This is a genomic window from Gammaproteobacteria bacterium (genome assembly GCA_016195665.1).
GTDB lineage: Bacteria > Pseudomonadota > Gammaproteobacteria > SURF-13 > SURF-13 > JACPZD01.
Genome location: JACPZD010000027.1, coordinates 41,499 through 61,349, shown reverse-complemented (window position 1 = coordinate 61,349; position 19,851 = coordinate 41,499). Strand labels below are relative to the sequence as shown.

Annotated in this window: 20 protein-coding genes; 8 read left to right on the top strand and 12 right to left on the bottom strand. The window is 60.6% G+C overall.

The window, feature by feature from the left end:
• Positions 1-22: 22 nt before the first annotated feature.
• The 4 genes from HY028_07785 (at position 23) to HY028_07770 (ending at position 2,721) form a co-directional block, all read left to right on the top strand.
• Entirely contained in the window at positions 23-895 is an 873-nt protein-coding gene (locus HY028_07785) for a prepilin peptidase (protein ID MBI3344735.1), read from the top strand.
• 176 nt (positions 896-1,071) lie between these two features.
• Complete coding sequence (locus HY028_07780) at positions 1,072-1,692, top strand: dephospho-CoA kinase (protein MBI3344734.1); 621 nt, start codon at positions 1,072-1,074, stop codon at positions 1,690-1,692.
• Positions 1,693-1,747: 55 nt separating this feature from the next.
• Complete coding sequence (zapD, locus tag HY028_07775) at positions 1,748-2,515, top strand: cell division protein ZapD (protein ID MBI3344733.1); 768 nt, start codon at positions 1,748-1,750, stop codon at positions 2,513-2,515.
• Entirely contained in the window at positions 2,512-2,721 is a 210-nt protein-coding gene (locus HY028_07770; GenBank protein MBI3344732.1) for a DNA gyrase inhibitor YacG, read from the top strand. The genes zapD and HY028_07770 overlap by 4 nt, the downstream gene beginning before the upstream one ends.
• A 124-nt stretch (positions 2,722-2,845) precedes the next feature.
• Here HY028_07770 and HY028_07765 read toward each other — a convergent pair whose 3' ends face one another.
• From HY028_07765 to rluD, 8 genes are all read right to left on the bottom strand, one after another.
• Entirely contained in the window at positions 2,846-3,889 is a 1,044-nt protein-coding gene (locus HY028_07765; protein ID MBI3344731.1) for a Nudix family hydrolase, read from the bottom strand.
• Positions 3,890-3,897: 8 nt separating this feature from the next.
• Entirely contained in the window at positions 3,898-5,118 is a 1,221-nt protein-coding gene (gene argJ, locus HY028_07760; GenBank protein MBI3344730.1) for a bifunctional glutamate N-acetyltransferase/amino-acid acetyltransferase ArgJ, read from the bottom strand.
• Positions 5,119-5,161: 43 nt separating this feature from the next.
• Positions 5,162-5,434 (bottom strand): type II toxin-antitoxin system RelE/ParE family toxin, encoded by a 273-nt coding sequence (locus HY028_07755; GenBank protein ID MBI3344729.1) that lies wholly within the window; start codon positions 5,432-5,434, stop codon positions 5,162-5,164.
• The gene (locus HY028_07750; GenBank protein MBI3344728.1) at positions 5,421-5,654 is read right to left on the bottom strand and encodes a CopG family transcriptional regulator; all 234 of its coding nucleotides are present in this window, start codon (positions 5,652-5,654) and stop codon (positions 5,421-5,423) included. The genes HY028_07755 and HY028_07750 overlap by 14 nt, the downstream gene beginning before the upstream one ends.
• 504 nt (positions 5,655-6,158) lie before the next feature.
• On the bottom strand, positions 6,159-8,741 hold the full coding sequence (clpB, locus tag HY028_07745; protein MBI3344727.1) for an ATP-dependent chaperone ClpB: 2,583 nt from the start codon (positions 8,739-8,741) through the stop codon (positions 6,159-6,161).
• A gap of 65 nt (positions 8,742-8,806) precedes the next feature.
• Positions 8,807-9,574, bottom strand: coding sequence for a ZIP family metal transporter (locus HY028_07740; protein ID MBI3344726.1), 768 nt, complete (start codon positions 9,572-9,574; stop codon positions 8,807-8,809).
• A gap of 87 nt (positions 9,575-9,661) precedes the next feature.
• Positions 9,662-10,435 (bottom strand): peptidoglycan editing factor PgeF, encoded by a 774-nt coding sequence (gene pgeF / locus HY028_07735; GenBank protein MBI3344725.1) that lies wholly within the window; start codon positions 10,433-10,435, stop codon positions 9,662-9,664.
• A complete protein-coding gene (gene rluD, locus HY028_07730; GenBank protein MBI3344724.1) occupies positions 10,413-11,387 on the bottom strand; it encodes a 23S rRNA pseudouridine(1911/1915/1917) synthase RluD in 975 nt (324 codons plus the stop codon). Before rluD ends, pgeF begins: the two co-directional genes overlap by 23 nt.
• A 54-nt stretch (positions 11,388-11,441) precedes the next feature.
• Between rluD and HY028_07725 the strand changes: the two genes are divergently transcribed.
• Positions 11,442-12,236, top strand: coding sequence for an outer membrane protein assembly factor BamD (locus HY028_07725; protein ID MBI3344723.1), 795 nt, complete (start codon positions 11,442-11,444; stop codon positions 12,234-12,236).
• Positions 12,237-12,348: 112 nt separating this feature from the next.
• On the opposite strand, the gene HY028_07720 is transcribed toward HY028_07725, so the two are convergent.
• Genes HY028_07720 through sucC form a run of 4 tightly spaced genes read right to left on the bottom strand, consistent with a single transcriptional unit; the run spans position 12,349 to position 16,520 of the window.
• Complete coding sequence (locus HY028_07720; protein ID MBI3344722.1) at positions 12,349-12,687, bottom strand: P-II family nitrogen regulator; 339 nt, start codon at positions 12,685-12,687, stop codon at positions 12,349-12,351.
• 60 nt (positions 12,688-12,747) lie between these two features.
• Positions 12,748-14,370, bottom strand: coding sequence for an NAD+ synthase (locus HY028_07715; GenBank protein MBI3344721.1), 1,623 nt, complete (start codon positions 14,368-14,370; stop codon positions 12,748-12,750).
• On the bottom strand, positions 14,367-15,260 hold the full coding sequence (gene sucD, locus HY028_07710) for a succinate--CoA ligase subunit alpha (GenBank protein ID MBI3344720.1): 894 nt from the start codon (positions 15,258-15,260) through the stop codon (positions 14,367-14,369). Before sucD ends, HY028_07715 begins: the two co-directional genes overlap by 4 nt.
• A 48-nt stretch (positions 15,261-15,308) precedes the next feature.
• The gene (sucC, locus tag HY028_07705; GenBank protein ID MBI3344719.1) at positions 15,309-16,520 is read right to left on the bottom strand and encodes an ADP-forming succinate--CoA ligase subunit beta; all 1,212 of its coding nucleotides are present in this window, start codon (positions 16,518-16,520) and stop codon (positions 15,309-15,311) included.
• An 80-nt stretch (positions 16,521-16,600) separates the two neighbouring features.
• Between sucC and HY028_07700 the strand changes: the two genes are divergently transcribed.
• The 3 genes from HY028_07700 to HY028_07690 are packed head-to-tail and all read left to right on the top strand — an operon-like array spanning position 16,601 to position 19,801.
• Positions 16,601-16,834, top strand: coding sequence for a hypothetical protein (locus tag HY028_07700; GenBank protein MBI3344718.1), 234 nt, complete (start codon positions 16,601-16,603; stop codon positions 16,832-16,834).
• Between the two features lie 14 nt (positions 16,835-16,848).
• A complete protein-coding gene (locus HY028_07695) occupies positions 16,849-18,477 on the top strand; it encodes an ATPase (GenBank protein ID MBI3344717.1) in 1,629 nt (542 codons plus the stop codon).
• Between the two features lies 1 nt (position 18,478).
• Complete coding sequence (locus HY028_07690; protein ID MBI3344716.1) at positions 18,479-19,801, top strand: sigma-54-dependent Fis family transcriptional regulator; 1,323 nt, start codon at positions 18,479-18,481, stop codon at positions 19,799-19,801.
• Positions 19,802-19,851: the final 50 nt, after the last annotated feature.

Genomic DNA, 19,851 nt, shown 5'->3' with positions numbered 1-19,851 from the left:
TTCTCCTGCCTCTTTTCTCTGTATGCCGATGATGGACATCTTCCAGACGCTTCCCTGGCTATTTATCTTGTCTGCGGGGTTACTAGGCCTTATTGTCGGCAGTTTTTTGAATGTCGTGATCCACCGGTTGCCGCAGATGATGGAGCGCGAATGGCGCGCGCATTGTGCGGAGTTGAGTGGCGCACCACAGACCGTCGCACCGGCGCGCTTCGATCTATTGCACCCCCCCTCGCACTGTCCGCAGTGCGGAAGGGGCGTCAAGGCCGCAGAGAATATTCCCCTGTTGAGTTACCTGCTGTTGGGTGGTAAATGTGCGGGCTGTGGGGCGCGCATAGCGCTGCGCTATCCCATCGTCGAGGTCTCGACGGCGCTTTTGTCGGCGGTAGTCGCATGGTATTTCGGCGCCGGCGGGGTGGGACTCGCTGCGCTGCCGCTGACCTGGGCGTTGATCGCCCTGAGCTTCATAGACTTCGATCATCAACTGTTGCCGGATAGCATCACGTTGCCTTTTTTATGGGCCGGTCTTGGCTTAAGCCTGTTTAATGTGTTCGTGGACAGCGAGACCGCTATCATCGGCGCCTTGGCGGGTTACCTCAGCCTGTGGTCGGTCTATATCATGTTCAAGCTGGTCACCGGCAAGCAGGGCATGGGGCACGGCGACTTCAAGCTGCTCGCCATGCTGGGGGCCTGGCTGGGCTGGCAGGCCCTACCGGTCATCATATTACTGTCATCCCTGTTGGGGGCGTTGGTGGGGATAGCCCTGATATTGTTGCGGGGCAGGGATAAGAATGTGCCCATCCCCTTCGGCCCGTATCTGGCCCTGGCGGGGTGGATTAGTTTGCTATGGGGGAAGGATTTGACCCAGGCTTACTTGCAGTTTGCCGGGCTGGCCTAGCCCACATCTATGATCCTAAACGGTGTTACACCGCAGAGAGCGCGGAGAACGCAAAGAGGTTCAGGTGGTTAACTTCACAAGCCCGCTCGCCCAGAGGGTGACGCGGCAGAACGAGCTGAGGACTTGTTTTTCCTCCCTATTCTCTGCGTCCTCTGCGGTGCAAGAGCTTTATTAGGATGATATACAAAGTCGGCCTGACCGGCGGCATAGGCAGCGGCAAATCCACCGTGGCAGGGCTGTTCGCCAAGCTCGGGACGCCGGTGCTGGACGCCGATGTCATTGCGCGTGAGCTGGTGGTCCCCGGCGCACCCGCCCTGGCCCGCATCGTCGAGGCCTTCGGCGCGGATATCATCACCGCTCAAGGCGCCTTGGACAGGCCGCGCCTGCGGCGTATCATCTTCAGCGATCCCGCCCGCCGCAAGGCCCTGGAGGCCATTTTACATCCTCCCATCCGCGCGGCGATGCGCGAGCGTGTGGACAAATTGGCAGGTCCTTACTGTGTGCTGTGCGTTCCGCTGTTGCTGGAGACGGGGCAAGAGACCGAAGTAGATCGCATTCTTGTGGTGGATACACCTCACAGCCTGCAATATCGGCGCGTCATGGCGCGCGACGGGCTAAGCGCCGCCGAGGCCGCCGCCATGTTGCGGGCCCAGATCGGCTGGTGTGAGCGGCTGGCGCGCGCCGATGACGTGATCGTCAATGATAAAGGTCTCGCCGAACTGGAGCGGCGGGTGAGCGAATTGGACAGGCTCTATAGGGATCTAGGCCGTGAGAGTTTGCCAGCGCGCGCCAAGTAATGGACAATAGTTCGTTTATGGCGCGTTTTGCCCCGCCCCTTCGCTGGTAACGCTAGTGGTAGAAACGATTACATACGAACAACCGCTTAATGAAAGGGTACGCACCTTTCTGAGGCTGGAGTTTCTGTTTCACCAGATCCAGCACACGTTGCAGGGCGACACCGAATGGGACAGCCGGGCGACGATGGAAACCCTGCTCGACATCCTCAATGTGTGCGGGCGCAGCGATCTGCGCACCGAGATTCTAAAGGAACTGGAACGCCACGCCGCCACCCTCACGCGGCTGGAGCATGCCCCCGGCGTGGACCAGCCGCGTCTCGTCCAGATATTGGACGAGATTGATGTGCTGGTTGACCGGCTGCACACCCTCAGCGGTCAACCCGGCCAACTGGTGCGCCAGAACGAATTCATCACCAGCATCAAACAGCGCAGCGCCACACCGGGCGGCACCTGCGACTTTGATCTTCCCGCCTACCACTACTGGCTGCAGCGCCCCGCTTACGAGCGCCTCGGCGATCTGGAGCGCTGGCTCACTTCGCTGGACAGCGTGCGATACGCGGTGGGGCTGATTCTGCGCCTGGTGCGCGAGTGCGCCATGCCTACCCGCGAACTCGCCATCGGCGGTTTTTATCAAAAGTCGCTCGACCCGGAAACACCCTGCCAGTTGGTACGCATCCAGATCCCTCGGGACTCGCCCTATTACGCCGAGATCAGCGGCGGCAAACACCGCTTCACGGTGCGCTTTATGGAACCGGTGGCCAACGGCCGCGCCCTGCAAACCGCCGAAGATGTGGAATTTGAGATGACCTGTTGCGTGATATGAGCATGAGCGTCGTCAAATGCCCCACCTGTGGTAAAACAGTCGAATGGACCAAGGAACAGCGCTGGAAACCTTTCTGCAGTGAGCGTTGCAAACAGATAGACCTCGGCACGTGGGCCGGGGAAGGCTACCGGATTCCAGAGCGGGCCGGCAAAGGAACGGCGGGCGAACAAGACACCGAAGATCTGCCCGGTACTCAGGAGTCATAAAGTAAAACATGTCATCTTACTTTATGACTCCTGAGTAAACACCCTGTTTTACCTACCCCCGCCCTGTCCCGCCCCCTGCACAGGGGGCGGGGACGTAGCGGGAAGTGCAGTCTTACTTATTGATTTATGAGTAACGACTCTGAAAATGAGCCATGAATTCGGCCGGTTTGACGCTCGGCCAGACGCCGCGCACGGCAATCCCCTGCGCCCCGTATTGCCAGGCCGGATCGAGGTGTTCCGGCTGCATCCCCCCCAAGGCGTACACCGGCACGGTGGCCTGCTCGGTCAGCGCCCGTAGGCCTGTCCAGCCCAGTGTCGCGGCCCCCGGGTGACTTGTTGTGGGCAGCACCGGAGAAACCACTACAAAGTCCACGCCGATGGCGAGTGCATGGGCAAGTTCCGCCGCGGTATGGCAGGAGGCGGCGACCCGCTTTTCTTTTCCCACCGGCCGGGTTTCAAAACCCAGCAGTTGCGCACTGCTCATATGAATGCCGGGGGCGCCCAGCTCCATGACGATTTGCACCGGGGCATTCAAAAGCAGTTCTGCGTTATAGTGCTTGCACAAGGTCAGCGCGTTAACGGCCAGCGCGGCGTAAGCGTCTTCGTCCAGGGTCTTGGCGCGCAACTGAATCAGTCTCGCGCCGTTTTTCAACCAGGCTTCGAGGGTGGCGAGAAAGGCGGCCGGGTCCGGCCGCTCCCGGCATCCTGCCTCCCGCGACACTAGTACATCCCGGTACGTCGCGGGTTCTTCGCTGATGAGATAGAGCGAGGGTAATTCCAGCGCCGTGATGACGGGAAGATTGGCCGCAGGATAACTCTTGTCACGCAGCCGGTTCACCGCCACCCATTCCAGGCGTTGATCCTCCCGGCCGTGAGCTTCGCCCGCAAAATCATCCACCCGCCACACATCTAAGAGCACAGCCTTATCTGGATAACGATGCGGAATGCGGATCAACGGCCGGGCGCGAGTGACCGTGATCCCCAGTTCCTCGTGCAGTTCGCGGGCAAGCGCCGTGCGCACGTCTTCATCCGCCTCGATCTTCCCGCCCGGAAATTCCCACAAACCGCCTTGATGTAAATGCGCGGGCCGCAAGGCCAGCAACACCTCGCCCTGTTTGTTAAAAATCGCCGCTGCTACGACATGTTGGTGATTCAGATGTTCATCCATGCGGATATTTACGTTCGGTACTCGGCATTGATGCGCACGTAATCATAGGAGAAATCGCAGGTCCACACGGTGGCGCCGTGCGTTCCGCGGCCGAGATCCACCTTTACGGTGATGTCTTCGCGGCGCATGACTTGCTGGCCTTGCTGCTCGGTGTAGTCCGGTGCGCGCGCCCCATTGCGCACGATGCACACGTCATCAAGGTGAATGGTGATGCCTTCGATGTCGAGACCGGCGACCCCCGAACGGCCGATGGCGGCGAGGATGCGGCCCCAATTGGGGTCGCTCGCGAAAAACGCGGTCTTGACCAGCGGCGAGTGGGCGATGCTGTAGGCGACGGCGTCGCACTCCGCCTCGCTCGCGCCGCCGCTGATCTCCAATGTAATAAATTTTGTCGCGCCTTCACCGTCGCGCACAATGGCTTGAGCGAGTTCCACACAAACCTCAGTAATCACTCGAAGCATGTCGCCGTAGGCGGGATGGGCGGTACTGTCAATGAGGGCGAGCGAACTCTGGCCGGTGGCGATCAACACACAGGCGTCATTGGTGGAGGTGTCGCCGTCCACGCTGATGCGGTTAAACGACACCTTAACGGACTCGTTCAGGCACTGTTGCAAGACGTCATGAGAAATCGCCGCATCGGTGGCGATGTAGGCCAGCATGGTCGCCATGTCCGGCCGGATCATGCCGGAGCCCTTGGCGATACCGGTGACAGTGACCAGCGCCCCCATCATCTCAATCTGGCGCGACACCCCCTTGGCGACGGTATCGGTGGTCATAATACCGTGCGCGGCGTCGTGCCAGCCGGTGACGCTCAAGTTTGCATAGGCCGCAGGCAGCCCCTCCACAATCCTGGCGACCGGCAAGGGTTCACCAATCACACCGGTGGAAAACGGCAGCACCTCTTGTTCAGAACAATCCGCCAGCCGCGCCAGCGCCTCACAACAGTTATGGGTAGCGCCGAGTCCCTGCGCGCCGGTGCCCGCATTGGCGTTACCCGTGTTGATAAGCAGCAGGCGCGGCGGCGCCGAAGAAAGGTGCGCGCGCGCGACAGTAACGGGTGCGGCGCAAAAGGCATTTTGCGTGAACACCGCGGCGACGCTTGCACCCTCGCAGATTTCGATGATAACCAGGTCGCGGCGGCCGGGCTTTTTGATCCCCGCCGAGGTGGCGCCTAGCCGGATACCAGCGATCGGGTGCAAGACGGATGGGGCCTTAAGGTTGATGCTCACAGGATAGACAATTGCATGGTTTTGGCGAGCGGCATTACTTTCCCTAGATTATTTTCGCCCGATATACATCTTTACGGTGGCCCACCTTAACAACATAGACGACAAGCTCGTTATCATGGACGGCATAAACGATGCGGTAGGTACCCTGCCGAATCCGGTAATATTCGTGACCTGAGAGTTTCTTGAAACCCGGCGGACGCGGGTTGTCTGCCAGTTGTTGAATGCGGTTAACAATCCGCATCCGATCCTTCTTTTGCGGTATGGACTCTATCTCCTTTACCGCGGAGGGCTTGATCAGGACCCTATATCTTCCCACGTCGTTTCAGGTCCGTTACCACATCCTCGAAAACAAGATTGGGCTCCCGCCTCCGCTTCTTGACTGCGGCCAAGTCCTCCGCATCTTCTGCAAGGCTTAATTGCACGGCCTCGTTCACCAAATTGGACAAGGATCGGTCCGTTTCGGCTGCCTTCAGCCGCAAGGCGCGGTGGAGATCGGGATCGAAATAAACGGTTGCACGTTTGGTTTCTGTATTCATAGAGTGAATGGTAGCGCTTTAACGCTATGACGTCAAATAGCTGTTTCCTTGATGTCTTAATCTGACGGCATGCAGGACCCTGTTTCCCGATATGAAGAATTCGCCGGGCATCTCCATTTCCTTAGCCAACTTCTACCCGGCGTCATTACCGGCGGAGGCATGGTTTTTGGGGAGTTTGTCGGAATTTTTTACATGGCCATCCGGCGGCGGAAGGGATGATTCGGGCCCAAAAAAACCGGGCTTTCGCCCGGTTTTTAGGTTCACGAAGGGTTGTTTCTTATGCGTTACACTCCTGAGTAAAAACCCTGTTTACTCTACCCCACCCTGTCCCGCCCCCTCAATAGGGGGCGGAGACGTAGCATGAAGTGTAGTCTTAATTACTGACTTATGAGTAACTTAGAGCTGTGGCGACGGCGGTGAGCCGCACCATCTTCCGGATGATTGGCGAGGCCGGCTGTGGCGGGATTGGATTTGGCGCTCATGTCGAGCTAGGGTCTTGGGCGCTCACGCAGCGGCTTTTTGAAACAACATTTGTCCGTCCCGCGCATCCACCCGTATGGTATCGCCGGGGACAAAATGGCCGGACAGGATATGCTGCGCGAGCGGATTCTCGATGGTCTGCTGGATGGCGCGCTTCAAAGGACGCGCGCCGTACACCGGATCGAAGCCCGCCGCGCCCAATTGATCGAAGGCCGCCTCGCTGAGCTGCAAACCCATCTCGCGCTCGCGCAGGCGCTTGCGCAGAGTGTCAATCTGGATGTTGGCGATGGCGTGGATCTGCTCGCGGGCGAGCGGGTGAAACACCACCACCTCGTCAATGCGGTTGATGAACTCCGGGCGGAAGTGCTGGCTGACGATGTCCATCACGCCGCGCTTCATGGCCTCGTAATTTTCCTCGCCCGCCGTTTCCTGGATGAACTGCGAGCCGAGATTGGAGGTCATAACAATCACCGTGTTGCGAAAATCCACGGTGCGCCCTTGGCCGTCGGTCAGACGTCCGTCGTCCAGCACTTGCAATAACACGTTGAACACGTCGTGATGCGCCTTCTCGATCTCGTCGAGCAGAATCACGGAGTAGGGCTTGCGCCGCACCGCCTCGGTGAGATAACCGCCCTCTTCATAGCCGACGTAGCCGGGCGGGGCGCCGATCATCCGCGCGACTGAGTGTTTCTCCATAAACTCCGACATGTCTATGCGTACCATGGCCTCGTCGGTGTCGAACAGGAACGCGGCCAGCGCCTTGCACAGTTCGGTCTTGCCGACACCGGTGGGGCCCAGGAATAAAAACGAACCATTGGGGCGATTGGGGTCGGACAGGCCCGCGCGCGAGCGGCGGATGGCGTCGGATACCGCCTTGACCGCCTCGTCTTGCCCGACGACGCGCGTGTGCAAGGCGTCTTCCATGCGCAGCAGCTTCTCGCGCTCGCCTTCCAGCATCTTGGAAACCGGAATGCCGGTCCATTTCGAAACGACCTCGGCGATCTCCTCGGCGGTCACCGCATTGCGCAACAGTTTCGTCTCCTGCATCTCGGCCTGGGCCGCCATGTCGAGCTGTTTTTGCAGTTCCGGTACGCGCCCGTATTGGAGTTCCGACATGCGCGCGAGGTCGCCTGCGCGGCGCGCGGTCTCCATCTCGATGCGTGCGCGATCCAGGGCCTCTTTGATATGTTGCGTGCCGGCCAGCGCGGCCTTTTCGGACTTCCAGATTTCCTCTAATTCGGAATAGTCGCGCTCCAGCTTGGTGATTTCGCTCTGCAAGATTTCGAGGCGCTTTTTTGAGGCCTCGTCGGTCTCTTTTTTCAGCGCCTCGCGTTCGATCTTGAGCTGTATCAAGCGCCGGTCCAGTTTGTCCATCTCCTCCGGCTTGGAGTCTATCTCCATACGGATGCGCGAGGCGGCCTCGTCCACCAGGTCTATGGCCTTATCCGGCAACTGGCGGTCGCTGATGTAGCGGTGTGAAAGCGTCGCCGCGGCGACGATGGCCGGGTCGGTGATGTCCACGCCGTGGTGCACTTCATATTTCTCTTTCAAGCCACGCAGGATGGCGATGGTGTCTTCCACGCTCGGCTCGTCCACCAGCACCTTTTGAAAGCGCCGCTCCAGGGCGGCGTCCTTTTCGATGTACTTGCGATATTCGTCCAGTGTGGTCGCGCCGACGCAGTGCAATTCGCCGCGCGCCAGCGCCGGTTTCAACATATTGCCCGCGTCCATGGCGCCCTCGGCCTTGCCCGCGCCAACCATGGTGTGCAGTTCGTCTATGAACAAGATGATGCGCCCTTCCTGCTTGGCGAGGTCATTCAACACCGCCTTGAGGCGTTCCTCGAATTCACCACGGAACTTGGCGCCGGCGATGAGCGAGCCCATGTCGAGCGAGAGCAGGCGCCTGTTCTTCAATCCTTCCGGCACCTCGCCGTTGACGATGCGCTGCGCCAGGCCCTCGACGATGGCGGTCTTGCCCACGCCCGGCTCGCCGATCAATACGGGATTGTTCTTGGTGCGGCGCTGCAATACCTGGATGGTGCGGCGGATCTCGTCGTCGCGCCCGATCACCGGATCGAGCTTGCCCTGCTCGGCGCGCTCGGTGAGATCAATGGTGTATTTCTCCAGCGCCTGGCGCTGCTCCTCGGCGTTGGGATCGTCTATCTTTTTGCCGCCGCGCATCTGTTCGATTGCCTTTTCCAGCGTGCCCTTGGCCGCCCCGCTCTTGCGCAGCAATTCGCCCATCGCGCCCTTGTCTTCCAGCGCGGCGAGTACGAACAACTCGCTGGAGATATACTGATCCTTTCGCTGCTGGGCGAGTTTGTCGGTGACGTTGAGCAGGCGCGCGAGATCATTGGAGACATGCACCTCGCCCGCCGCGCCTTCCACCTTGGGCAGGCGGTCCAGGGCCTCGCCCAGTTGCGAACGCAGGCGGTTGACGTTGACGTCGGCCTGCGTCAATAGATGGCGCACGCTGCCGCCCTCCTGATCCAGCAGTGCGGTCATGAGGTGCGCGGGTTCGATGAACTGATGGTCGCGCCCGACCGCCAGCGACTGCGCCTCGGCGAGCGCCATCTGGAATTTGCTGGTGAGTTTGTCCATGCGCATGGGAGTTTCCTTATAACGTTCGTGTCAGCGCTGATATGTGGGCCGCAACGAGTTATTTAAAGGGTTTAATGCAGCATCCATTCGGCGGCGTAAATCACCACTACGCCCAATACGATCAGGCTGATTTGCTGCAAGGCCGCGCGCAACTGGGTGCGCTCGTGCAGGCCGGGTATCAAGTCCGCCACGGCGATATAGATAAAGCTCGCCGCCGCCACGGCCAGCACATAGGGAATGGTGTACTGTAGGGAGGACAGGCTGTAATAGGCGAGCAGTGCGCCCACTACCGTGGTGAGGGACGATAGCACATTGTAAAGCAGCGCCCTGGCGCGGCTAAAGCCACTATGCAGCAACACCACGAAGTCGCTCATTTCCTGCGGGATTTCATGCGCGGCTACTGCAATGCTGGTGAGTACGCCCAGATGGAAATCGGTGAGGAACGCGGCGGCGATCAATATGCCGTCCACGAAATTGTGGATGCCGTCGCCGAGCAGGATCAGCGTGCCAGCCGCCTTGTTTGAGGTGTGTTCGCACACCTGCGCGTCACCGTGATGATGGTGTCGCCACAGCACGGTTTTTTCCAGCAGGAAAAAACCCAGCAGCCCGGCGAGCACGGTGAAGCTCACCTGATGCACATCCACGCCCGGTGCGGTCATGGCTTCGGGCAGGAGATCAAGAAATACCACGCCGAGCAGTGCGCCTACCGCAAAGCTCACCATCGGGGGGAGCAGGCGGCTGAGCAGGCGCTCCGGCAGCAGCAGAAAGGCGCTCGCCGCTATGATGCTCAACACGCCGCCCAGCAGGCTGAAAACAATGATCCAGGTAAGGAGTTCCATTTAGCGGGTCATGATACCTTAAAGCCGGATTCAAGATACAAGGTGCAAGATACAAGGGAAAAGACTTTAGCTTGTATCTTTCCCCTTTTACCTTGTATCTGTTTCTAACCAAATCAGCGTCGCCATGCGCCCCGTCACGCCGTCGCGCCGGTAGGAATAAAAACGTTGCGATTCGCTGTAGGTGCACCACCCGCCGCCGTAAATCCGCGTGACGCCCTGTGCGTTGAGACGTTGCCGGGTAAGACGATAAAGGTCCGCCAGCCAACGCCCTGCGGGACTCGGACGAAAGGCGTGATTCGCCTCTGCATCGTGGGCCACAAAGATCTCGCGTACCTCGCTACCCACCTCAAAGCTGTACGGGCCGATGGCAGGACCCAGCCAGGCCATGAGTTGACGGGTGTCGCCCAAGTGTTGCAGGGTCTCCTCGATGACGCCCGCAGCGAGCCCACGCCAGCCCACATGCACGGCGGCGACGCGCGAGCCTTGTTCGTCACACAGCAGCAGCGGCAGACAGTCGGCGGTGAGCACCGCGCATACGATGCCGGTCTCGCGGCTGTACGAACCATCGGCCTCGGGTGTCCCGTTGACGTACAGGGATGTACCGATGCCGGCCGCATCCACGACGCGGGTTCCATGCACTTGTTTGAGCCACACCGGTTCGGCAGGCAGGTCTAACGCTTGTTTAAGCCGGGCGCGATTTTCCGCGACCTTTTCCGTAGCGTCGCCCACATGCCCGGCCAGATTGAGAGAGGCTAAGGGCGGCCCGCTCACGCCGCCGCTGCGAGAGGTGCTACAGGCGCGCACCCGCTGCGGCGCGGGCCAGTCGGGGCTGATCAAGTCAGGGTGCTGAGAGATAGGCATCATTGTCTTCCTTCAGGACTTGAAGCAATTGCCTCATGTCCATCGGCAAGTGCGCCGACCAGTGCATTAGCTCGCCGGTAGCGGGGTGTATCAGCCCCAGGCTCGCGGCGTGCAGGGCCTGGCGTTTGAATTGGCGCAACGCCTCGATGAGCGCCTCGCTCGCCCCGGGCGGCAGGCGCAGACGTCCGCCGTAGTCGGGATCGCCGATGATCGGGTGGCGGATGTGGGCCATGTGCACGCGGATCTGGTGGGTGCGGCCGGTCTCCAGTTGGAGCTTGATGTGGGTGTGGGCGCGGAAGCGCTCTATGACGCGGTAATGGGTGATGGCGAGTTTGCCTTGACCTTCTCTGGCCACGCTCATGCGCGTGCGCGCACGCGGATCGCGGCCGAGCTGCGTCTCAATGCGGCCGCCGGCCGTCATCACGCCCGCTGCAATCGCCTCGTAGCCGCGTTGCAGGCTGTGGGCCTGGAGTTGCTCCACCAGGGCCTTCTGGGCAACCAGGTTACGCGCCACGACCAGCAGACCGCTGGTGTCCTTGTCCAGACGATGGACGATGCCCGCGCGCGGCACGTGGGCAAGTTCAGGCGCATGGTGCAACAGGGCATTGAGCAAGGTGCCCTGCGGATTGCCGGCCCCCGGGTGAACCACCAGGCCCGCGGATTTGTTGATCACCAGCAGGGCGCTGTCCTCGTAGACGATGTCCAGCGCGATCGGCTGCGGGAGGTTGCTGACCTCTTGTTGCGGGGTTAGGGTGATCACGACCCCTTCGCCGCCGAGCACCTTGTCCCGCGGCCGCCGCTGATGCCCATCTATCAGCACCTGGCCGGCGCGCAGCCACTGCTGCAGCCTCGCGCGCGAATAGTCCGGGAAAAGCTCGGCCAACGCCTGGTCCAGACGTTTGCCGGCCAGTTCCATGGGGATGGTGGCGCGGGGTTGTTCGGGTTTAGTCATGAGCGGCAGTCGGGGTATACTAGAGCGAACGGACAGTAATCGAGCGGGCGTACTATGAAACAAGGTATCACACCAGGCATCACCAAACTATTCCTGGCCGGGCTGTTGTTGCTGGCGGCGGGGTGTTCGCTGCTGCCCGAGCAGATAGACACCACCAAGGATTGGACGGCCAACCGTCTCTACTCCGAGGCCAAGTCGGCGATGAACGATGGGGATTATGAAATCGCCATCAAGTATTTTGAAAGCCTGCAAGCCCGTTATCCCTTCGGGCGTTATGCCCAGCAGGCCCAGCTTGAGCTCATCTACGCCTATTATAAGGACGACGAACCCGCCTCGGCGGTCGCGGCGGCGGATCGTTTTATCAAACTCCATCCGCGCCACCCGTTTGTGGATTACGCCTATTACCTCAAGGGCCTTGCGAATTTCAACCAGTCCAAGGGCCTGTGGGAGCGCTATCTGCCGCAAGACCCGACCCAGCGCGACCCCGGCGCCGCGCGCCAGTCGTTTCAGGATTTCGCCGAGCTGGCCAAGCGCTTCCCCAGCAGCAAATATACGCAAGACGCGACGCAGCGCATGGCCTACCTGCGCAACAACCTCGCCCAATATGAGGTGAATGTGGCCAAATACTATATGAAACGGGAGGCCTACGTCGCGGCGGCCAATCGCGCCAAGTATGTGGTGGAAAATTACCCGCGCACACCCGCAGTGCCCGATGCTTTGGGCATCATGGCCAAGGCCTACAAGATCATGGGAATGGACGATTTATCGGCCGACGCCCTGCGGGTGCTGGAGCTGAATCAGCCCAATCACCCTGACATCGCAGAGGTAAAGGGTCTGGTGGTGAAGTAGGCCGGTTTTTCTATAAAAACAACATTCACCGCGGAGGACGCGGAGGAGAAATAAATCACCTTTTGATCGTATTCCTCTGCGTCCTCCGCGGTGAATGGTTTTTTATGAGCTTCTAGATCGCGTCCCGATCCTGTTCGCCGGTGCGGATGCGCACTACGCGCTCGACGTTGGTGATGAAGATCTTGCCGTCGCCGATCTTGCCGGTGCGCGCCGCGTTGGTGATCGCCTCGATGGCGCGTTCCACCTGTTCAGCGGCGAGCACAACCTCCAGTTTCACCTTGGGGAGAAAATCCACCACATACTCGGCGCCGCGGTAGAGTTCGGTATGACCCTTCTGGCGGCCGAAGCCCTTGACCTCAGTTACGGTCATGCCGGTGATGCCCATCTCCGACAGCGCCTCGCGCACATCGTCTAGTTTGAAGGGTTTGATGATTGCTTCGAGTTTTTTCATATTGTCATCCTCAGTGCCGGTTTTTCTGCTGGGTATTCCTTATTCTCCATACCCGATCCCTTACTGCCGTCCACCCCAGGTAATAGGATAGCGCCGATCGCGTCCAAAGGCACGCCGCGTGATACGTACCCCGGGCGCCGCCTGGCGCCGCTTATATTCGTTGCGGTCGACCATTTGGATCACCCGGCGCACTGTCTGCTCGTCGAAACCGGCGGCCACGATGTCCTCCGGGCGCTCGTCCTGCTCAACATACATCTCCAGGATGGGATCGAGTATAGGATAGGGCGGCAAGGCGTCTTCGTCTTTCTGGTTGGGGGCGAGTTCGGCGCTGGGCGGGCGCTCGAAGACCCGGCGCGGAATGACGGGGTGAATGCCGTTACGATACTCAGCGATGCGGTACACCAGCATCTTCGGGGTATCCTTTAGCGGCGCGAAGCCGCCCGCCATGTCGCCGTAGAGCGTCGCGTAACCGACCGCCATTTCGCTCTTGTTGCCGGTGGAGAGCACGATCCTGCGCTTTTTGTTGGCGATCGCCATCAGGATCACGCCGCGGCAACGGGCCTGAATGTTCTCCTCCGTGACATCGGCGGGCAGGCCGGTAAACTCTTCCTTGAGGCTTTCCAAAAAGGCCTGAAAGGCAGGCTCGATGGAGATGACACTGTATTGCACGCCCAGCGCCTGCGCGATACTTCCGGCATCCTCGATACTTATCTGCGCGGTATAGCGCGACGGCATCATCACCGCCTCGACACGCTCGGCGCCTATCGCATCCACCGCGAGGGCCAGGGTCACCGCCGAGTCAATCCCTCCGGAAAGGCCGATCACCACTCCGCTGAAGCGGTTTTTCTCGATGTAATCACGAACCCCCAGCACCAGCGCCCGATAGGCGCTTTGCGCCTCCGGCAAGGGCGCGGCGCACTCGGCGGGCAGGAGGGTGATGGTTTTGTTAACCGCAATATCGAGCGGATAGAGCCCCTCTGTGAAGGCGGGCGCGCGCAACACCAGTTCGCCGCGAGCATCCACCGCCAGTGATTCACCGTCGAACACCAGCTCATCCTGACCGCCCACCAGATTGACATACACGATCGGCATGCCGCCCTCGCGGGCGCGTTGATTGAGCAGCTCTGCGCGCGTGCCGCCCTTGCCCAACTGGAACGGCGAGGCATTGATGTTGACCAATAGCCGCGCGCCGGCCTGCCTTGCCTGCTGCATCGGTTGCGGCAGCCAGATGTCTTCGCAGATGGTGATCGCAACGGGTACACCTTTGACGTCCACCAGGCCGGGGTTATCGCCCGGTGTGAAATAACGCTTTTCGTCAAATACGCCGTAGTTGGGGAGTTCTTGCTTGTAATAACGCACGACGATCTCGCCGTTACGGATCAAGGCTGCGGCATTGTAGAGGCGGCCGGACTCTTCGTGCGGATAACCCACCAGGACATCAATGCCGCGGAGGCTGCGTTTTAATTCGGCGATACCGCTCAACACCGCCGCTTGCAGATCGGGGCGCAGCAGCAGATCCTCCGGTGGATATCCGGTGAGCGTCAGCTCGGGGAATGCCACCAGATCGGCGTGCAAGTCATCGCGTGCGCGCGCCGCGGCCGCGATGATTTTCTGCACGTTGCCCGCTATGTCGCCGACGCGGAAATTGAGCTGAGCCGCTACTATCCTTAGGGTAATGCTCATCGCGCGGCGGAGTGTTGCGAAGGCTCCAGCAATTTCAGCATTCCGCTGCCCATCTCCGCGGGCGAGCGCGTGACTGTAACGCCCGCCGCTTCCAGCGCGGCGAATTTATGCGCGGCGCCGCCGCGGCCCCCGGAGATAATCGCGCCGGCATGGCCCATGCGCTTGCCGGGCGGCGCGGTCTGGCCGGCAATGTAGGCGAGCACCGGTTTGCTCACCTGTGCCTTGATGTAGTCCGCCGCCCGTTCTTCATCGTCTCCGCCGATCTCGCCGACCAGAATAATCCCTTCGGTCTGCGGATCGTGCTCAAACAACTCCAGACAGTCAATAAAATTCATGCCGTGAATCGGGTCGCCGCCGATGCCTACACAGGTACTTTGCCCCAGACCGTTCTGCGTGGTCTGATGTACCGCCTCGTAAGTGAGCGTGCCGGAGCGCGACACGATGCCGATGCGTCCGGGCTTGTGTATCGCCCCCGGCATGATACCGATCTTGCATTGGCCGGGTGTGATGACGCCGGGGCAATTCGGGCCGATGAGCCGCGTATCATACGAGCCGAGCGCGGCCTTTACCTTGAGCATATCGAGCACCGGGATGCCCTCGGTGATGCACACGATGATTTTTATCCCCGCATCGGCCGCCTCCAGTATCGCATCGGCGGCAAACGGCGCGGGTACGTAAATCATGCTGGCGTCCGCACCGGTCTCCCGCACCGCCGTGCGCACCGTGTTGAACACCGGCAGGTTCAAATGACGCTCGCCGCCCTTGCCCGGCGTCACGCCGCCCACCATGTGCGTGCCGTAGGCGATGGCCTGCTCCGAGTGAAACGTGCCCTGCTTGCCGGTGAAGCCTTGGCAAATGACCTTGGTGTTTTTATCTATCAGAATGCTCATAAATACAGGGGTTAGGGGCTGGGGGCCAGGGACGAGTAAAGACAGGTGCTACTTGACACTTGCAACTGCCTTTATAGCCGCATCGGTCAAATCACTCGCGGCGATGATTTTTAGATTGCTGATGCGCAGCAACTCGCGCGCCCGTTCGGCGTTATTGCCCTCCAGACGCACGATGACGGGGAGCGTGATGCCCACCTCCGAGACCGCCTTGATGATGCCCTCGGCAATCAGGTCGCAGCGCACGATACCGCCGAAGATGTTGACCAGTATCGCCTTTACCTTACCGTCGGAGAGGATGAGTTTGAACGCCTCGGCCACCTTGTCCGCCGTGGTGCCGCCGCCGACATCGAGAAAATTCGCGGGCGCGCCGCCGTGCAGCTTGATTAAATCCATGGTCGCCATCGCGAGACCCGCGCCGTTCACCATGCAGGCGATGTCGCCGTCCAGGCTTATATAGTTGAGCCCGAATTGCCGCGCGCTGTTCTCTCTCACATCCTCTTGTGTCTCATCGCGCAGAACGCCGAGGTCGGGGTGGCGATACAGCGCGTTGTCGTCGAGCGTGATCTTGGCGTCCAGCGCGAGCAATTCTCCCGCGCCGGTCACGATCAGCGGATTGATCTCGATGAGGCTTGCGTCTTTTTCCAGGAACAGCCGGTATAGCGCGAGCGCGATTTTGGTAAATTGAGCAATCTGTTTATCGCCAAGATCCAGTGCGAAGCCGATATCACGGCATTGATAGGCTTGCAACCCGGCCACGGGGTGTATCTCCGCGCTGTGGATCTGCGCCGCATAGGGATGTGCCAGTGTCGCGGGAGGCAGGATGCCGGGAGCGACCGCCGCATCTTTCGCGGCAAGCTGTTCGATATCCATCCCGCCCGTGCCCGAGGCGATCATGATCACCCGTTCCCGGCTGCGCTCCACGGTGAGGGCGAGATACAACTCGCGCGCGATGGCGCACGGCCGCTCGACCAGCACGCTGTGCACCGGCAGGCCCTGCGGCGGCGTTTGCACGGTCACCAGCCGCGAGCCGAGCAGCGCGGATGCGGCGTTCTCCACCTCGGCCAGGCTATGCACGCGCCGGACGCCGCCCGCCTTGCCGCGTCCGCCCGCGTGCACCTGCGCCTTGATGATCCAGCTCTCGCCGCCCAACCGCCGGGCGACGATGAGCGTCTCCTCGACAGAGGACGCGGGGGCGCCCTCGGTGATGGGTACCGCGGCGGCGGCGAGCAGTTGCTTGGCCTGATATTCGTGCAGGTTCATCTTGAATAGTGAATCGGGAGCAAAACCGTTATTGTGGAGTAAATGGCGGATTTACGCAAAAATGGCTATGCTAGCGCCGTATGAGCAACCTGCTACGTTTGATTGCGCTGGGGCTGCTGATCTGGATAGCCTTTGTTCTGGTGCGCAATTACCTGCGCGCCTGGAACGCGCCGCGGGTCAAGCGCCCTCCGCGCATCGGTAACATGGTGCGCTGCGCGCACTGCGGCCTGCATGTGCTGGAGGGCGAGGCAGTCAGGCAGGGCGACGCCTATTATTGTTCCGTCGAACACCGTGACAAATTTGGGAGTCACTGACGTTTTCCGGGACTATGCTGGACTTTCTCGACAAGGATCTCGATAGCGCCGTATCCAATAAGCCGGCGCTGACCTGGAAACCGCTGGCGCTTTTTGTCCTGTATCGCCTGACCCTCGCCTGCCTGATTTTGATCCTGCTGTGGATTGAGCGCACGCCCACGCCCCTGGGCGAAACGGATCCGCAGGCCTTTTTTTGGTTGAGTGTAAGTTATCTGCTGTTCAGCAGTGTCATGGTGCTGGCGTGGGCGCTGCGCTGGCCGCCGTTTCGCATTCAGCTTTATGGGCAGGTGCTGATAGACATCGCCCTGATTACATGGATGATGCACGTGAGCGGCGGCGTCAATAGTGGGCTTGGTGTGCTGCTGGTGGTCGCCGTCGCCGGCGGCAGTATTCTCAGCGGGGGGCGCACCGCCATCGTGTTTGCCGCCGCCGCCAGCCTCGCCACACTCATCGAGCAGGGCTCCGCGCACTTGCAGGGTTCTCCCAGTCAGGGCAGTTACACGCAGGCCGGCCTGCTCGGTCTCGCCTATTTCGCCACCGCAGTGCTGGGCCGGATTCTCGCCAAGCGCAGCCGCGAGAGTGAGGCGCTGGCGACCCAGCGCGGCGCCGACCTAGCCACCATGGTGCAACTCTCCGACTACGTGATCCAGCGCATGCAGACCGGCATCCTGGTGCTGGATGCGGCGGACCGGGTGCAGCTTATCAACGAGTCGGCCAGAGGGCTGTTGGGGTTAACGCCCGGCGAGGCCAAGTCCACGATTGACGATCTCAACCCCAAGCTCGCCCGCCTGCTGCGCGGCTGGCGCCGCGCGCCGGAGGATGAGCCGGCCGCATTTCAGCCCACCAAAAATGTACCCGAGGTATTGCCCCGCTTCGCCCGCCTGGGCGGCGAAAAGAGCGGCGGCACCTTGATTTTTCTTGAGGATACATCGAGCATCAACCAGCAGGCGCAACACCTGAAGCTCGCCTCGCTGGGCAGGCTTACCGCGAGCATCGCCCATGAGATCCGCAATCCATTAGGGGCGATCAGCCACGCCAATCAGTTGCTGGCGGAATCGCCCCATCTGGACAGGGAGGATCGGCGGTTCATCGAGATCATCCGCGAACAGTCACAACGCATGAATAACATCGTTGAAAATATCCTCTCGTTGAGCCGCCGTGACCGCTCCCAGCTTAGTAATTTCCCGTTGGGCCCCTGGCTCGATGAATTCATCGCGGAATTCAGCCGCAGTTACAACATTGAAGCCGGCGAGATCGTGCAAGTGTCTTATGGGCAGGAGATCACCGTGCGCATGGACCCCAGTCAGCTTCACCAAGTGATGTGGAATTTGTGTCAAAACGGTTTGCGTTATTCGCCGCCCCAGGCGCACCCCAAACTGAAACTCCAGCCGAGTGTTTTCCTCGGCACGCAGACGCCCTATCTCGACGTGATTGATTCCGGGCCGGGTGTGGACCCGCAAGTGTTGGACCACATCTTCGAACCGTTCTTCACCACCCAGCAGGAAGGCACCGGGCTGGGCCTGTACCTCTCGCGCGAACTGTGCGAGAGCAACCAGGCGCACCTTAATTACTTTGCGCAACCCGGCGGCGGCAGTTGTTTCCGCATCACCTTCGCCGACCCGCGGCGCAGGCAGGTCGCGTAACATGGCGCAACACCTGGCCCTGGTGGTGGACGACGAGCCCGATATCCGCGAGTTGCTGGAGCTTACCCTGCAGCGCATGAACATCGCCACCCAGAGCGCCGAGAATCTCGCCCAGGCGCGCAGTCTATTGTCCAAACAGCGTTTTGATTTGTGCCTCACCGACATGCGGCTGCCGGACGGCAACGGCATTGAGCTGGTTGAGTACATACAGAAAAACGCCCCGGAGACGCCGGTGGCGATGATCACCGCGCATGGCAATATGGAATCGGCGATCCAGGCCCTGAAGGCCGGGGCGTTTGATTTCGTCTCCAAGCCGGTGGACCTGCCTGTGTTGCGCAACCTGGTGGGGAGCGCCTTGAAGTTGTCCGGTAATCGGACCACTATCAGTCAACGCTCGAACTTCCTGTTGCTAGGCGAGTCCCCGCCCATGCAATTGATCCGCGCCTCCATCGTCAAACTGGCGCGCAGCCAGGCGCCGGTGTACATCAGCGGCGAATCCGGCTCCGGCAAGGAGCTGGTGGCCCGCCTCATTCATGAACAGGGGCCGCGTGCCGATCGGCCCTTCGTGCCGGTCAATTGCGGCGCCATCCCCACCGAACTGATGGAGAGCGAATTCTTCGGTCATAAGAAGGGCAGCTTCACCGGCGCGAGCGCGGACAAGATCGGACTGTTTCAGGCCGCCAGCGGCGGCACGCTGTTCCTGGACGAGGTGGCCGAGCTGCCCTTGCATATGCAAGTCAAATTGCTGCGCGCCATCCAGGAAAAGGCAGTGCGGCCGGTCGGCGTGGAAAAGGAAACCCCGGTGGATGTGCGCATCCTCAGCGCCACCCACAAAGACCTCGCTGGTCTGGTGAAAAAAGGCGAGTTCCGCCAGGACCTGTACTACCGCATCAATGTGATCGAGCTGCGTGTGCCCAGTCTACGCGAGCGCCCGCAGGATATTCCCCTGCTCGCTGACTATAACCTCGATCGTTTGGCGCGCAGCTCTGGCATGCCTAAACCCACGCTCACCCAAGATGCGCTGGATGCTTTACTCGGGTATTCATTCCCGGGTAACGTGCGCGAGCTGGAAAATATTCTGGAGCGTGCAATGACCCTGTGCGAGGGTAACACTATAGATGTGGATGATCTGCGCCTGCCGGACTACACTCCGCCGCCCGACAAAGAAAAGCTGACCCTGGAGCCCTACCTCGACACCATCGAAAAAGAAACCATCATGAAGGCCCTGGAGCAGACCCGCTACAACAAAACCGCCGCCGCTAAACTGCTCGGCATCACCTTCCGCGCCTTGCGCTATCGCTTAAAGAAGCTCGGCCTGGATTAAACCAGGGTGGAAAAGCTTCACCACGGAGGACGCGGAGGAAATATCAAGCC

Coding starts and splice junctions, on each gene's coding strand:
- HY028_07700 (MBI3344718.1), top strand. CDS start 16,601: ATGAGCAACCTGCTACGTTTGATTGCGCTGGGGCTGCTGATCTGGATA.
- HY028_07750 (MBI3344728.1), bottom strand. CDS start 5,654: ATGAATACAGAAACCAAACGTGCAACCGTTTATTTCGATCCCGATCTC.
- HY028_07690 (MBI3344716.1), top strand. CDS start 18,479: ATGGCGCAACACCTGGCCCTGGTGGTGGACGACGAGCCCGATATCCGC.
- HY028_07785 (MBI3344735.1), top strand. CDS start 23: ATGCCGATGATGGACATCTTCCAGACGCTTCCCTGGCTATTTATCTTG.
- HY028_07765 (MBI3344731.1), bottom strand. CDS start 3,889: ATGGATGAACATCTGAATCACCAACATGTCGTAGCAGCGGCGATTTTT.
- HY028_07740 (MBI3344726.1), bottom strand. CDS start 9,574: ATGGAACTCCTTACCTGGATCATTGTTTTCAGCCTGCTGGGCGGCGTG.
- rluD (MBI3344724.1), bottom strand. CDS start 11,387: ATGACTAAACCCGAACAACCCCGCGCCACCATCCCCATGGAACTGGCC.
- pgeF (MBI3344725.1), bottom strand. CDS start 10,435: ATGCCTATCTCTCAGCACCCTGACTTGATCAGCCCCGACTGGCCCGCG.
- sucD (MBI3344720.1), bottom strand. CDS start 15,260: ATGAGCATTCTGATAGATAAAAACACCAAGGTCATTTGCCAAGGCTTC.
- HY028_07715 (MBI3344721.1), bottom strand. CDS start 14,370: ATGAGCATTACCCTAAGGATAGTAGCGGCTCAGCTCAATTTCCGCGTC.
- sucC (MBI3344719.1), bottom strand. CDS start 16,520: ATGAACCTGCACGAATATCAGGCCAAGCAACTGCTCGCCGCCGCCGCG.
- HY028_07780 (MBI3344734.1), top strand. CDS start 1,072: ATGATATACAAAGTCGGCCTGACCGGCGGCATAGGCAGCGGCAAATCC.
- HY028_07725 (MBI3344723.1), top strand. CDS start 11,442: ATGAAACAAGGTATCACACCAGGCATCACCAAACTATTCCTGGCCGGG.
- HY028_07770 (MBI3344732.1), top strand. CDS start 2,512: ATGAGCATGAGCGTCGTCAAATGCCCCACCTGTGGTAAAACAGTCGAA.
- HY028_07720 (MBI3344722.1), bottom strand. CDS start 12,687: ATGAAAAAACTCGAAGCAATCATCAAACCCTTCAAACTAGACGATGTG.
- clpB (MBI3344727.1), bottom strand. CDS start 8,741: ATGCGCATGGACAAACTCACCAGCAAATTCCAGATGGCGCTCGCCGAG.
- HY028_07695 (MBI3344717.1), top strand. CDS start 16,849: ATGCTGGACTTTCTCGACAAGGATCTCGATAGCGCCGTATCCAATAAG.